The sequence below is a fragment of the Stutzerimonas stutzeri genome (genome assembly GCF_019090095.1).
Classification (GTDB): Bacteria; Pseudomonadota; Gammaproteobacteria; order Pseudomonadales; family Pseudomonadaceae; genus Stutzerimonas; species Stutzerimonas stutzeri_AN.
Map to the genome: position 1 here is coordinate 1,381,670 of NZ_JAGQFP010000001.1, position 14,508 is coordinate 1,396,177.

General features: G+C 65.8%; 9 protein-coding genes. 6 read left to right on the forward strand and 3 right to left on the reverse strand.

What is annotated here, in order from left to right; genetic code table 11:
* Positions 1 to 118: 118 nt before the first annotated feature.
* Both bglX and KVO92_RS05985 read right to left on the reverse strand, forming a co-directional pair.
* Positions 119 to 2,410, reverse strand: a complete 2,292-nt coding sequence (bglX, locus tag KVO92_RS05980) for a beta-glucosidase BglX (protein WP_217474703.1) — start codon at positions 2,408 to 2,410, stop codon at positions 119 to 121.
* A 171-nt stretch (positions 2,411 to 2,581) separates the two neighbouring features.
* Positions 2,582 to 3,121, reverse strand: a complete 540-nt coding sequence (locus tag KVO92_RS05985; protein ID WP_217474704.1) for a DUF3087 domain-containing protein — start codon at positions 3,119 to 3,121, stop codon at positions 2,582 to 2,584.
* Positions 3,122 to 3,345: 224 nt separating this feature from the next.
* Between KVO92_RS05985 and KVO92_RS05990 the strand changes: the two genes are divergently transcribed.
* From KVO92_RS05990 to KVO92_RS06000, 3 genes are all read left to right on the forward strand, one after another.
* Entirely contained in the window at positions 3,346 to 3,900 is a 555-nt protein-coding gene (locus KVO92_RS05990; RefSeq protein ID WP_217474705.1) for a hypothetical protein, read from the forward strand.
* A 123-nt stretch (positions 3,901 to 4,023) separates the two neighbouring features.
* On the forward strand, positions 4,024 to 5,070 hold the full coding sequence (locus tag KVO92_RS05995) for a ligase-associated DNA damage response exonuclease (protein WP_217474706.1): 1,047 nt from the start codon (positions 4,024 to 4,026) through the stop codon (positions 5,068 to 5,070).
* Positions 5,071 to 5,274: 204 nt separating this feature from the next.
* Positions 5,275 to 6,063 carry an AraC family transcriptional regulator gene (locus KVO92_RS06000; RefSeq protein WP_217474707.1) on the forward strand — a complete coding sequence of 263 codons (789 nt, stop codon included), beginning with the start codon at positions 5,275 to 5,277 and terminating at the stop codon, positions 6,061 to 6,063.
* Here KVO92_RS06000 and leuA read toward each other — a convergent pair.
* Positions 6,060 to 7,733: a 2-isopropylmalate synthase gene (gene leuA, locus KVO92_RS06005; RefSeq protein WP_217474708.1), complete on the reverse strand. Its 1,674-nt coding sequence runs from the start codon at positions 7,731 to 7,733 to the stop codon at positions 6,060 to 6,062. The genes KVO92_RS06000 and leuA overlap by 4 nt on opposite strands.
* 150 nt (positions 7,734 to 7,883) lie before the next feature.
* Between leuA and KVO92_RS06010 the strand changes: the two genes are divergently transcribed.
* The 3 genes from KVO92_RS06010 (at position 7,884) to pdeM (ending at position 14,501) form a co-directional block, all read left to right on the forward strand.
* Positions 7,884 to 9,593 carry an ATP-dependent DNA ligase gene (locus KVO92_RS06010; RefSeq protein ID WP_217474709.1) on the forward strand — a complete coding sequence of 570 codons (1,710 nt, stop codon included), beginning with the start codon at positions 7,884 to 7,886 and terminating at the stop codon, positions 9,591 to 9,593.
* 945 nt (positions 9,594 to 10,538) lie between these two features.
* Positions 10,539 to 13,136, forward strand: a complete 2,598-nt coding sequence (locus tag KVO92_RS06015) for a ligase-associated DNA damage response DEXH box helicase (protein WP_217474710.1) — start codon at positions 10,539 to 10,541, stop codon at positions 13,134 to 13,136.
* Between the two features lie 708 nt (positions 13,137 to 13,844).
* Complete coding sequence (pdeM, locus tag KVO92_RS06020) at positions 13,845 to 14,501, forward strand: ligase-associated DNA damage response endonuclease PdeM (protein WP_217474711.1); 657 nt, start codon at positions 13,845 to 13,847, stop codon at positions 14,499 to 14,501.
* The last annotated feature ends 7 nt before the right edge of the window (positions 14,502 to 14,508 follow it).

Genomic DNA, 14,508 nt, shown 5'->3' on the forward strand with positions numbered 1-14,508 from the left:
TTCCCTGCGTGATCAAGCGAAGCGGCGAATCATCCCATGCCGCACAAGCGCCGGATAGCTACTCGTAGAGGGCTTTTTGGGGCTTTGGCACGGCTTGAGCGACAACCTGCGAAAGCGCTCACTGCAATGTGAAGCGAGCGCGTTCCACCTCCTCCGAATCCAGCCCGACCTGCACCTCGAATTCGCCCGGTTCGGCCACCCGTTGCAACTGTGCGTTGACGAACGCGAGGTCATCCTCCTTGAGCGTGAAACGGATCTCGCGCGCCTCGCCCGCTTTCAGGGCGACCTTGCGAAACGCCTTGAGTTCCTTGACCGGGCGGATAACCGAGGCCACCTCGTCACGCAGGTAGAGCTGCACGGCGGTGGCACCGTCGCGCGGGCCGGCGTTCTTCAGCGTGACGCTGACGCCCAGCTCAGCGTTGCGGGCCATGGTCGGGCTCGACACCCGCAGCCCGGACAACTCGAACTGGCTATAGCTCAAGCCATAGCCGAAGGGGTACAGCGGCCCGGTTTGTTCCTCGAAATACTGCGAGGTGTAGTTGCCCGGCTTGCCCTCGACATAGGGCCGCCCGACGCGCAGGTGGTTGTAATAGGTGGGTATCTGCCCCACCGAGCGCGGGAAGGATATCGGCAGTTTGCCGGAGGGGTTGTAGTCGCCGAACAGCACATCGGCAATGGCATGGCCGCCTTCGGTGCCGCTGAACCAGGTTTCCAGGATCGCATCGGCGTTGGCCTTGGCCCAGTTCAGGTCCAGCGGGCGGCCGTTCATCAGCACCACCACCAGCGGTTTGCCGGTCTTCTTCAGCGCCCTCAGCAGCGCCTGCTGGCTTTCGGGAATCTGCAGGCTGGTGCGGCTGGAGGCCTCGTGCGACATGCCGCGCGACTCGCCCACCGCGGCGACGATGACATCGGCCTGCTCCGCCACCTTCACGGCTTCGGCAATCATCTCCTCTGGCGAACGCGGGTCCTGCACCACTTCCGGGTTATCCCAGTTGAGGAAGTTCAGGTAATCGACCATGTGTTTGTCATCGGTGATATTGGCGCCCCGGGCATAGCGCAGCTCCGCGTTCGAGCCCAGCGCATCGCGCATGCCCTGACGCAGCGTCACGGACTGCTTGGCCACGCCGGCAGCGGACCAGCTACCCATCATGTCGATCGGCGAATCGGCCAGCGGACCGACCAGCGCAATGGTGCCGCGCTTGGCCAGAGGCAAGGTGCGGTCGCGGTTTTCCAGCAGCACCAGCGACTGGCGCGCCACTTCCCGGGCAGCGGTGCGGTGCAGGCGGCTCTCGGCATTGACGTCGGCGGGGTCGTCCTTCGCCGAACCGATGCGGCGGAACGGGTCATGGAACAGCCCCATGTCGTATTTCACGCCGAGGACCTCGCGCACGGCGGCGTCGATCTCCCCTTCATCCACCTCGCCCGATTTCACCAGGCCCGGCAGCTCCTGCAGGTACAGCGAGTCGGCCATGCTCATGTCGATGCCGGCCTTGATCGCCAACCGCGCCGCCTCGCGCCCATCCTTGGCTACGCCGTGGCGAATCAGCTCGCTGATCGCGCCGTGGTCGCTGAGCGCAACGCCTTTGAAATTCCAGTCACGGCGCAGCAGATCCTGCAGCAGCCAGGTATTGGCGCTGGCCGGCACGCCGTTGATCGAGTTCAGCGCCACCATCACGCCACCGGCGCCCGCCTCGATGGCGGCGTGATAAGGCGGCAGGTAATCCTGGTACATGCGCATCGGGCTCATGTCCACCACGTTGTAGTCGCGCCCGCCCTCCACGGCGCCATACAGGGCGAAGTGCTTGACGCTGGCGGTCACGCTGTCGGCCGCGGACGGCGACTTGCCCTGGTAGGCATGGACCATGGTGCGGGCGATCTGCGAGACCAGGTAAGGGTCCTCACCGAAGCCTTCGGACGTGCGCCCCCAGCGGGGATCACGGGAGATGTCGACCATCGGCGCGAAGGTCATGTCCAGCCCGTCGGCGCTGGCCTCGATGCCTTGTACGCGACCGCTGGTGGCGATGGTCTCCAGGTTCCATGTCGACGCCAGGCCCAGGCCGATGGGGAAAATCGTCCGGTGCCCATGCACCACGTCGTAGGCGAAGAAGATCGGAATCTGCAGTCGGCTGCGCAGCGCCGCTTCCTGCATTGGCCGGTTGTCCTGTCGGGTGACGGTATTGAAGGTGCCGCCGATGCGACCGGCAGCCAACTCGTCGAGGATGCGCTCGCGCGGCATGTCGCCGCCGATGCTGATCAGGCGCAACTGGCCGATCTTCTCGTCCAGGGTCATTTTGTCGATGAGGTTGGCGATAAACGCCGGTTTGTCGTCCAGCAAAGGGGATGTCGGCTCGGCGGCAACCGATTGCAGGGACAGGCCGGCCATCAGGCCAAGCAGATACAGCGGTTTCATCGTTTGGATATTCCTTGGCCTGAGGCTGGGCGAACCACCGATGCCGGTATAGCCGGCTTCGCAGCTGCTGAGTATGGATATTCCGCGCGCCGGCAACCAGTCATATGCGAGCGCTCCGCGCGGCTGTCGGTGCATGCGGGGGCACCGCCGCCGCGCGGGACCCGCGGCGGCCTATTTCAGCGCGGCGAAACGCTTCACGGAGGCGAGCCAGGCGTCATCCAGCGCGGTCTGATCCGGGTCCAGCCCGTGTGCATCCATCAGCTCGCGGTGCCGGTCGATGTCACCTCTCGCTTCGCCAAGCGATGCGCTGTTGCCATCGAGCTGATGCATCTGCGTCAGACCGAGGTGGTAGAAGCGCAGCAGCCTGATTGCATCGAGATCGCCCGCCGCCACCCCTGCCGTCACGTGGTGCATGAGGTTGGTCACGCTCATCAGGCTGCGTTTGAGGCGCCAACCGTAGGCGGCGCAGGCCATCCAGGGCTGTTTCCAGTAGACGAAGCGCACCAGCGCGGCGGTCAGCAGCAACCCGAGCACGACACCGGCAATGTTCCAGCGCAGGTTATCCGCGCCCGGTTCGCCGAACAGCGCGACCGCCAGCGTGGCCAACCCCATTGCCAGCACGGCGAACGTCGCCACCACCACCAGCGTGCTGCGCCGCGTCTGGCGTCGATAATCCTCAGGGTCGAGGGGCTTGATTTCGAATACCACCATGTTCGAGGTCCTTGGATAGCGGGTTGGGCTGGCAAGCGCCGGGCGCGCATTATCGCCCAGTCCAGCGTCGCGCAGCTGACGCCGGACAGCAACTGCCTCGGTCGCCGGCATTTGTGTGGACGGGTTGTCGAAGGCGTGACGCCGCGATCGACGCAGACTTTCAAGCGCCCACCGCAGCCACTATGATCCGCGAATCGCCGCTGCCCAGATAAAGGACCCAGACCATGAGCCGCTACGAGATCTCTTTTTCCGGTGAGCTCGCCCCGGGCGCCACGCTCGAGCAGGTCGAGGCCAACCTGGCTCGTCTGTTCCAGGCCGATGCCCAGCGAATCGCGGTGCTTTTCTCCGGCCGGCGCATCGTGATCAAGCAGGACCTCGATCATGCCAGCGTCGAGAAGTACCGCCAGGCCATGGCGCGCGCCGGTGCCGTCGCCGAGGTCAGGCCGATGCCGGTGGAAGTCGAGGAAATCGAACTCGCCCCGCCGCCTGCCCAGGAGCCAGCCGCAGAATCGGCAGCCTCGCCAGCCGGTGCGCCGCTCAAGCCACTGCGCGTCGCCCCGCGCGATGAATACATGGCCGCCTTTGTCGATGTCGAGGCACCGGATTTCGGTATCGCCCCGGTGGGCGCGGATTTGCAGGATGCCCACCCCGAACCCGAAGCACTGCCTGTGGACCTGTCCCAGTTCAGCCTGGCCCCGGTAGGCAGCGACATGAGCGAGCGGCGCCGCGCCAGCGACGTGCCCCCGCCGGATACCTCGCACCTGAAACTGGTGGATTGACCCGCATCCAGACGGCGGTGGGCTGAAGCGCAAGCCGCCTAGGCCCACCCTACCGCTCCACCAAGCGAACTCGCAGCGCCGCGCCGTGCTCCAACCCTACAAGCCCGCAAAGTGCCTGTATCCATGGACCTCGTCGTTGCCCGCCCCGAAGGCCTCTACTGCCCGCCCGGTGATTTCTATATCGATCCCTGGCGGCCGGTCGACCGCGCCGTCATCACCCACGCTCACGGCGACCATGCGCGCTGGGGCATGGGCCACTATCTGGCCTCGCGCGACAGCGAAGGCATCCTGCGCTCGCGCATCGCAGCCGACATGCCCTTGCAGACGCTGGCCTATGGCGAATCCATCGAGCATCACGGCGTCAGGCTCAGCTTCCACCCGGCCGGTCATGTGCTCGGCTCGGCCCAGGTGCGATTGGAATACAAGGGCGAAGTCTGGGTTGCATCGGGCGACTACAAGGTCGAGCCAGACGGCACTTGCGCGCCGTTCGAGCCGGTGCGCTGCCACACCTTCATCACTGAATCGACGTTCGGCCTGCCGATCTACAAGTGGCCGTCGCAGGCCGAGGTGTTCCGCGAGATCAACGACTGGTGGCGCGCCAACGCCGCAGCCGGTCGCGCCAGCGTCTTGTTCTGCTATGCCTTCGGCAAGGCGCAGCGCATCCTCCACGGGCTCGATGAGAGCATCGGCACCATCGTCGTCCACGGGGCGGTGGAGCCGCTGAACAAGGTCTACCGCGAGGGCGGCATCTACCTGCCGCCGACCGTCTACGCCGGTGACCTGAAAAAAGGCGATCCGCGTTTGAAGCAAGCGATCATCCTCGCGCCGCCCTCGGCTGGCGGCAGCACCTGGATGCGCCGCTTCGGCGACTATGCCGACGCCTTCGCCAGCGGCTGGATGATGCTGCGCGGCACACGACGCAGGCGCGGCGTTGATCGCGGCTTCGTGCTCTCGGATCACGCCGACTGGCCCGGCCTGCTCTGGGCCATCGAACAGACCGGCGCCGAGCGGGTGATGGTCACCCACGGTTCGGTGCCGGTACTGGTGCGCTACCTGCGCGAAATGCGCGGCCTCGATGCCCAGGCCTTCGAGACCGAATACGGTGAGGAGGACGATGCCCTGCCAGCGGAGAATGCCAGCGAAGGCGCTTTAACGGGTGAAGCTCGCTAGGCTTTGTACGAAAAGTGCCTGCGCTCGGTGATGCTGCGTTGAAATCGCTCTGGTACGCCAGCCCGGTCAGAATGCTCATTTACACTGCGCAAACTGCGCGTCTTCGAGCGTTTTCGCCTTGCCTGACCTTCGCTCGACAACTTTTCGTACAGAGCCTAGGCCCCTGGGCCACAATGGCCGCTCGCGCCAAGAGATGCCCGTCCCATGCTCCACGATCCGTTCGACGATCCTTTTACCGGCCCGGTTTGCGCCATTGCCCAGGACTACGTCCATGGCGAGCGCGTGCCGGCACACCGGCACTCTCGTGCCCAGCTGATTCATGCATTGAGCGGCGTGGTCACGGTGAACACCGCACTGGGCAGCTGGGTGGTGCCCCCAGGCCGCGGTGTCTGGCTGCCAGCGCACGTGGAACACGACCTGAAGCTCGCGGGGCAGGTACGCATGCGAACCCTGTTCGTCGACAGCCTGGCGCGAGCCGACCTGCCGGCCGCCTGCCGCGTGGTGGACATTACGCCGTTGCTGCGCCAGTTGATCATCGCCGCCATGCAGATCGCGCCCGATTACCCACCGGGGGGTCGAGAGGAGCGGATCATGGAGCTGATTCTGGATGAGCTGCGCGTACTGCCCATCCTCGCGCTCCACGTTCCGTTGCCCATCGATCCGGTTCTGGCCGGGCTGTGCCGGGCCATCCGCGGCCGGCCGGCAGATGACTGGAGCCTGCAGCGCAGCGCCGAGCAGCTGTCCATCAGCGGACGCACGCTGACACGGCAGTTCCAGCGCGAAACCGGGCTGAGCTTCAGCCAATGGTTGCAGCGAGCCCGGCTGCTTGCCGGCCTTGATGCGCTGGCGGCCGGGCATCCGATCATCGAGGTGGCGCTGGATCTCGGCTATGACAGCCCCAGCGCGTTCAGCGCCATGTTTCGACGGACCCTGGGTGTGCCGCCAAGCCAGTATTTCGGCGCCACACCGGCGCACGGCACGGAGCCTGACTAGGCCAGCAACCGCGCGGTGGCGCTGATCAGCGCTCGTATCGCGCATGCCGTGGCATCGCTATCGATGCCCACGCCGAACAAGTGCCGTTTCCCGGAACCCCGGCACTCGACATAGCTCACCGCACGGCTGGCCGTGTCGCGGCCGAGGCTGTGCTCCTGATAGTCGAGGATCTCCAGATGCAGGTCGAAGGCGCCTCGCAGCGCATCGACCGCAGCGGACAGCGCACCGTTGCCCTGACCATGCAGTGAAATGACCTCGTCGCGGTGGCGCACCTGCCCGGAAAACACGTGCAACCGATCGGCATCGCCAGATCCGCTGATTCGATAATCGAGCAGGTTCAGCTCAGCCTGCCCGTGCAAGCCATAGGTCTGCCGGAAGAGCTGCCAAAGTTGCGCCGAGGATTGTTCCCGTCCCGTTTCGTCAGCCTGCAGCTGGACGATACGACTGAACTCCATCTGCAACCGACGCGGCAGCCGCAGGCCGTGATCTTGCTCCAGCAACCAGGCGACCCCGCCCTTGCCAGACTGACTGTTGACCCGTATCACCGCCTCATAGCTGCAACCGACGTCGGCAGGGTCCAGCGGCAGATAGGGCACGCACCAGCGCCCGTCGCGGCGCTCGGCCTGGGCCGCGAAGCCCTTCTTGATGGCGTCCTGGTGCGAGCCGGAAAAGGCCGTGAACACCAGCTCACCCGCGTAGGGATGGCGCGGATGCACCGGCAGCTGGTTGCAGGCCTCCACCTGGCGTACCACCTCCTTCATGTCGGAGAAGTCCAGCCCCGGATCGATACCCTGGGTGTAGAGATTCATCGCCAGCGTCACCAGATCAACGTTGCCGGTGCGTTCGCCATTGCCGAACAGGCAGCCTTCTACCCGCTGCGCCCCAGCCAGCTGGGCCTGTTCGGCACAGGCCACCCCGGTACCCCGGTCGTTGTGCGGATGCACGCTGATGGTCACCGCCTCGCGCGTGCCGAATCGCCGGCAGAACCACTCGATCTGATCGGCGTAGACGTTGGGCATCGACACCTCCACGGTTGCCGGGAGGTTGAGGATCAGCGGGCGACTCGGGTCAGGTTGCCAGACATCGGCCACCGCTTCGCAGATCTCCAGGGCAAACTCCAGCTCGGTGAAGCAGAAGGTTTCCGGCGAGTACTCGTAGGTCCAGCGCGTCTGCGGTTGCTCCTCGCAGAGTTGACGGATCAGCCGTGTGCCGCTGACCGCCAGCTCAATGGTCGCGGCCTTGTCCTGGCGGAAGACCACCTCGCGGAACAGCGGCGCCGTGGCGTTGTAGAGGTGAACGATGGCTTGCGGCGCCCCGCGCAAGGCATCGAAGGTCCGCCCGATCAGGTCTTCCCGTGCCTGGGTGATGACCTGAATGCAGACGTCGGCGGGAATCCGGCGCTGCTCGATCAGCTGGCGGACGAAGTCGAAGTCGGTTTGCGAGGCCGAGGGGAAGGCCACTTCGATTTCCTTGAAACCCAGCGCGACCAGCAGCTCGAAGAACTCCGCCTTGCGCGCGGGGCTCATCGGTTCGATCAGCGCCTGGTTGCCGTCACGCAGGTCAGTGGAGCACCAGCGTGGAGCGCGCGTCAGCGTGCGCGCCGGCCACTGGCGGTCAGGCAGCTCAACAGCGGGAAATGGACGGTATTTGCTTTGCGGATGTTTTAACATGACAGTGCTCCAGGTGGCTGTCGGCACAGCATCGCCGCGAGCAGCACCCCGCTGCGCAGGCGCAACGGACGGTCGTCGTCGCGAAACGGACACGAACCCCTCATGGTCCCGAGCGTCTGAATAGCAACGCTATGTCGCCAGAGACTCTCGATGAAGGCTTTCGCCACCCTCTACAGCCGCCTCGACGCGACAACCTCAAGCAACGCCAAACTCGCGGCGATGCGCGACTACTTCCGCGACGCCGATCCGGCCGACGCAGCCTGGGCTGTGTATTTCCTGGCCGGAGGTCGACCGCGCCAGCTGGTGCCGACCCGCGTACTGCGGGAAACCGCCATGCAGGCCTCTGAACTGCCGGAATGGTTGTTCGAGGAAAGCTACCAGGCGGTCGGCGACATGGCCGAAACCATCTCGCTGCTGATGCCGGAAGCCGAGCACAGCTCCGACGACGGGCTGGCCGTGTGGATGCAGGACAAGTTGCTGCCGTTGCGCGGCTTGCCACCGGAAGAGCTGGCCGAGCGATTGCCCGCGCTTTGGAAACAGCTGGACCGCCTGAGCCTGATGGTCTGCATCAAACTGATCACCGGCGCCTTTCGCGTCGGCGTGTCGAAGCTGCTGGTCACCCGCGCGCTGGCTTCGCTGGTCGACCTCGACCCCAAGCGCGTGGCGCAGCGGCTGGTGGGCTATACCGATCTGTCGCACCGCCCCAGCGCCGAGGGCTACCGCGCGCTGATCGCCGACGAGTCCGAACACGAGCACGCCCAGCGCGGCGGCCAGCCCTACCCGTTCTTTCTCGCCCATCCGTTGCAGACGCCTGTTGAAGAATTCGACACCCTGCTCGGCGCACCGGAAAACTGGTTCATCGAATGGAAGTGGGACGGCATCCGCGCCCAGTTGGTCAAGCGTGACGGGCAGATCTGGGTCTGGTCGCGCGGCGAAGAACTGGTCAGCGAGCGCTTTCCGGAACTCTGCGAGCTGGCCGGCTGCTTGCCGGACGGCACCGTGATCGATGGCGAAATCCTGGTCTGGAAGCACGCGCCCGGCGAGTCGACGGAAGCGCTCTTCGAACAGCCGGAAGGCGAAGACGCCGAAGCTACCGAGCGCGTCGGCGTGCAGCCCTTCGCCTTGCTGCAGCAGCGTATCGGCCGCAAGAACCTGACCGCCAAGGTGCTGCAGGACGCCCCCGTCGCGGTGCTCGCTTATGACCTGCTGGAATGGCAGGGCGACGACTGGCGGCAACGTGAACATCGCGAGCGCCGGCAACAGCTCGAAACGGTGGTCGGGCAATGCCCCAACCCGCGACTGATGCTTTCACCGCTGGTCACCGGCAACGACTGGAACGATCTCGCGCAACAACGCGAGGCGTCACGCGCGCGTGGCGTCGAGGGCATGATGATCAAGGCCCGCGCTGCCCAGTACGGCGTCGGCCGGACCAAGGACGTAGGCGTCTGGTGGAAGTGGAAGATCGATCCGTATTCGGTCGATGCCGTGCTGATCTACGCGCAACGCGGCCACGGGCGTCGCGCCAGCCTCTATACCGACTACACCTTCGCCGTCTGGGACGGAGAACCGGGCGATCCGGAGCGCAAGCTGGTGCCCTTCGCCAAGGCCTATTCCGGCCTCACCGACGAGGAAATGCGCAAGGTCGACGCCATCGTGCGCAAGACCACCGTGGAAAAATTTGGCCCCGTGCGCAGCGTGACCCCGACCCTGGTGTTCGAACTCGGTTTCGAAGGCATCGCCGCCAGCAGCCGCCACAAGAGCGGCATCGCCGTGCGCTTCCCGCGCATGCTGCGCTGGCGTCTGGACAAGCCGGTGGACGAAGCCGATACGTTGGAAACGCTGAAGGAATTGCTGGGATGAGGTTGAGCCACCTGGCGACCACCGTGCCCAAACCGCCCTCACCCCAACCCTCTCCTGGAGGGAGAGGGAGCAGAAGCGGAGCAGTCGCGCAGGCAGTAGCAGACCGGGCATGTAACCGCTCCCCTCTCCCTGAGGGAGAGGGGCTGGGGGTGAGGGGGAAGGCAGGCCGCTGGGAGTCAGTTAGTTCGAGTGAGCGCACTGATCTGGCCAAGACAGCAGTCTCGGCGGTCACCAAAACGCCCCGGGGCTCCGTACACAAACCGCCCTCCCCCCAACCCTCTCCCGGAGGGAGAGGGAGCGAAAGCAGAGCAATCGCGCACGCAGTGACAGACCGGGCACGTAACCGCTCCCCTCTCCCTGAGGGAGAGGGGCTGGGGGTGAGGAGGAAGGCGGGCCGCTGGGAGTCAGTTAGTTCGAGTGAGCGCACTGATCTGGCCAAGGCAGCAGTCTCGGCGGCCACCAAAACGACCCGGGGCTCTGTGCCCAAACCGCCCTCACCCCAGCCCTCTCCCGGAGGGAGAGGGAGCAAAAGCAGAGCAGTCGCGCACGCAGTAACGGACCGGGCACGTAACCGCTCCCCTCTCCCTGAGGGAGAGGGGCTGGGGGTGAGGGGGAAGGCGGGCCGCTGGGAGTCAGCTAGTTCGAGTGAGCGCACTGATCTGGCCAAGACAGCAGTCTCGGCGGTCACCAAAACGCCCCGGGGCTCCGTACGCAAACCGCCCTCACCCCAACCCTCTCCCGAGGGGAGAGGGAGCGAAAGCAGAGCAATCGCTCACGCAGTGACAGACCGGGCACGTAACCGCTCCCCTCTCCCTGAGGGAGAGGGGCTGGGGGTGAGGGGGAAGGCGGGCCGCTGGGAGTCAGTTAGTTCACACGGCACTGTGTGGCCTCGCCGCATCGGGCGCTCCCTGGTGACATCGACCTATCCACCCGGCCGTACTGCCCATGAGTAATACCCACGATCTCTTGGCTGAACGCTGGTTCGCCACCCGCGGTTGGCAACCCTTCCCTTTTCAGCGCGACGTCTGGCAAGCGATCAACCAGGGTGAATCCGGCCTGCTCCACGCCACTACCGGCTCGGGCAAAACCTACGCCGTCTGGATGGGCGCTCTCAATCGCTTTGCCTCTGTGGGAGCGGGCTCGCCCGCGAAGGCGGTCCCGCCTTCGGAAAAACCCGCCCCACTCACCGTCCTCTGGATCACCCCCATGCGCGCCCTGGCTGCCGACACGGCCCGCGCCCTGCAGGCCCCACTGGATGAGCTGGAGATCAACTGGAGCATCGGCCTGCGCACCGGCGACACCAGCAGCGCCGAGCGGGCGCGCCAGGGTCGGCGATTGCCCAGTGCGCTGGTCACCACGCCGGAAAGCCTCACTCTGCTGCTGACCCGCGCCGACGCGCGCCAGGCGTTCGCCGGCTTGCGCATGCTGGTCGTGGATGAGTGGCACGAGTTGCTGGGCAACAAGCGTGGGGTGCAACTGCAACTGGCGCTGGCCCGGCTGCGTCAGTGGATGCCGGAGCTGATCGTCTGGGGGCTTTCGGCCACCTTGGGCAACCAACCGCACGCGCTCGACGTGCTGCTGCATCCGGGCACCGGCAAGCTGGTGCAAGGCAAGGTCGACAAGGATCTGCGCGTCGACACCCTGCTGCCGCCGAGCATCGAGCGCTTCCCCTGGGCCGGCCACCTGGGGCTGCGCATGCTGCCGCAGGTCGTCCAGGAGATCGATTCGGCCGCCACCACGCTGGTCTTCACCAACACCCGTTCGCAGTCCGAGATCTGGTATCAGGCGCTTCTCGACGCCCGCCCGGACTGGGCCGGACTCATCGCCCTGCACCATGGCTCGCTGGCGCGCGAGGTGCGCGACTGGGTGGAACTGGGCCTCAAGCAAGGCGCCTTGAAGGCAGTGGTCTGCACCTCGAGCCTCGACCTCGGCGTCGACTTCCTGCCGGTCGAGCGGGTCCTGCAGATTGGCTCGCCGAAGGGCGTGGCGCGCCTGATGCAGCGCGCCGGTCGCTCCGGTCACGCACCCGGACGGACATCACGGGTCACGCTGGTACCGACGCACAGTTTCGAAGTAGTGGAAGCCGCAGCAGCGCAGGTGGCCATCGCCGAACGCCGCATCGAAGCCCGCAGCGCCCCGCATCGTCCCCTCGACGTGCTGGTGCAGCACCTGGTCAGCATGGCGCTGGGCGGCGGCTTCCGGCCGGACGAATTGTTCGCCGAAGTGCGCCAGGCCTGGTCGTACCGCGAACTCACCGCTGACCACTGGGAGTGGGCGCTGGCGTTCGTCCGACATGGCGGGCATTCGTTGACGGCCTACCCGGACTACCAGCGCGTCGAGCCGGACGAGACCGGGCTGTGGAAGGTGCCGAGCCGCCGCGTAGCGCTGCGCCATCGGATGAGCATCGGCACCATCGTCAGCGACGCCAGTCTGACGGTGAAATTCTGGGCCAAGGGAGGTAGCGGCCGCTCGCTGGGCAGCATCGAGGAAGGCTTCATTGCTCGCTTGCGCCCCGGCGACAACTTTCTCTTCGGCGGACGCCTGCTGGAGCTGGTGCGGGTCGAGAACATGACCGCTTACGTCAGCCGCGCCACCGGCAAGAAAGCCGCCGTGCCGCGCTGGAATGGCGGTCGCATGCCGCTGTCCAGCGAACTGGCCGATGCGGTGGTCGAGCAGCTCGGTGCCGCTTCACGCGGCCAGTTCGAGAGCGCGGAGATGCAACTGGTCGAGCCCCTGTTACGGGTGCAGCTGGACTGGTCGACGTTGCCCACGGAAAGCACGTTGCTGGCCGAGGTGATGAAGTCGCGCGAGGGCTGGCACCTGTTTCTCTACCCCTTCGCAGGTCGACACGTGCATCTGGGGCTGGCCAGCCTGCTGGCCTGGCGCATGGGCCAGCGCCAGCCGCTGACCTTTTCCATCGCCGTGAACGACTACGGCTTCGAGCTGCTCTCGGCGACCGAAGTGGACTGGCTGCAGTGGCTCACACCGGCGCTGTTCAGCCAGGACAACCTGCTGCACGACGTGCTGGCCAGCCTCAACGCCGGAGAGCTGGCCCGCCGGCGTTTTCGCGAGATTGCGCGCATCGCCGGGCTGGTGTTTTCCGGCTACCCCGGCGCACAGAAAAGTGCACGGCAGCTGCAAGCCTCCAGCGGACTGTTCTTCGACGTCTTCCGCCAGTACGATCCGGCCAACCTGCTGCTGACCCAGGCCGAAGAAGAGGTACTGCGCCAGGAGCTGGAAGTCGAGCGGCTGGAGCAGACGTTGAGCCGCTTGCAGCAGCGAGAATTGGACGTGCACGTCGTCAAACGCACCACGCCGCTGGCCTTCCCGCTGATGGTCGAGCGCTTCCGCGAAAGCATGACCTCGGAAAAACTGGCCGACCGCATCCGCCGGATGGTCGCCGAACTGGACAAGGCCGCCGGGCCCGGTGGCTACCAGCCGGAAGCGGACGCCAGGATAGCGGTCGAGCGAGAAACCAGCCCGAAACGCAAACCCCGCGTGACCAAGGACGGCACGCCCCGCCAGAAGAAAGCCGCTCGCTGACGCGGCAGCTTGATCGCAGGCAGAGCCTGCTCCTATACAAACGCTTCATGGCCCATGAAAAGCCCCGGCGCCCGCTCCATGTAGGAGCAGGTTCTACCTGCGACCGAGGGTGGCGGTTGAGCGGCCAGGGTCGCAGGCAGAGCCTGCTCCTATACAAAAGCTTCATGGCCCAAGCAAAAACACCGGCGCCCGCTCCATGTAGGAGCAGGTTCTACCTGCGACCGAAGGTGACGGTTGAGCGGCCGGGGTCGCAGGCAGAGCCCGCTCCTGCACAAAGCGTCGTGGCCCGAGCAAAAACACCGGCGCCCGCTCATGTAGGAGCAGGTTCTACCTGCGACCGAGGGTGGCGGTTGAGCGGCCAGGGTCGCAGGCAGAGCCTGCTCCTACACAAAAGCGTCGTGGCCCAAGCAAAAACACCGGCGCCCGCTCCATGTAGGAGCAGGTTCTACCTGCGACCGAGGGTGATGGTCGAGCCGCCAGGGTCGCAGGCAGAGCCTGCTCCTACACAAAAGCGTCGTGGCCCAAGCAAAAACACCGGCGCCCGCTCATGTAGGAGCAGGTTCTACCTGCGACCGAAGGTGACGATTGAGCGGCCGGGGTCGCAGGCAGAGCCTGCTCGTACATAAAGCTTCGTGGGCATGCAAAAGGCTGCTCCAGGGCGTGTTGGAGAGGATTGGGCTCGTAGCCCAACGCGGATACACTGCCGCCATGACTTCGCACCTGGCCATCGAACTGGAACAGACCGAGCTGTGGCTGCTCGGCGACAAAGCCATCTACTGGCCGGAACAACAGGCGCTGCTGGTGGCCGATATCCATTTCGGCAAAGCGGCCGCCTATCGTCGCCTTGGCCAACCGGTGCCGCACGGCACGACCCAAAGCAATCTGCTACGGCTGGATCGGATGCTGGCGCGCTACAGCTGTCGCCAGCTGATTTTTCTCGGCGACTTCCTGCACGCCCCCGAATCCCAGACACCGGCTGTTCTCGCTCGGCTGCACGATTGGCGCGCCGACCACCCCGCGCTGGCTGTCACGCTTATCCGTGGCAACCATGATCGCCGGGCCGGTGATCCGCCCGAAACGCTCGGCATGACGGTCGTCCCCGAACCGCTGCTGCTCGGCCCATTCGCCCTGCAGCACGAACCCGAGCCACACCCCACCCACCACGTCCTGGCAGGCCACCTCCATCCGGCCTTCCGCCTGAACGGACGCGGGCGTCAGTCGTTGCGCCTGCCCTGCTTCTGCATCGGCGAACGCCTGAGCCTGTTGCCAGCCTTCGGCGGCTTCACCGGCATGCTGGAAGTCGACGCCGACCCGGGTCGGCGTCTGTTCGTGGTTGGGGAGGGAGAAGTGTGGCAGGTGGCCTGATCGGCGA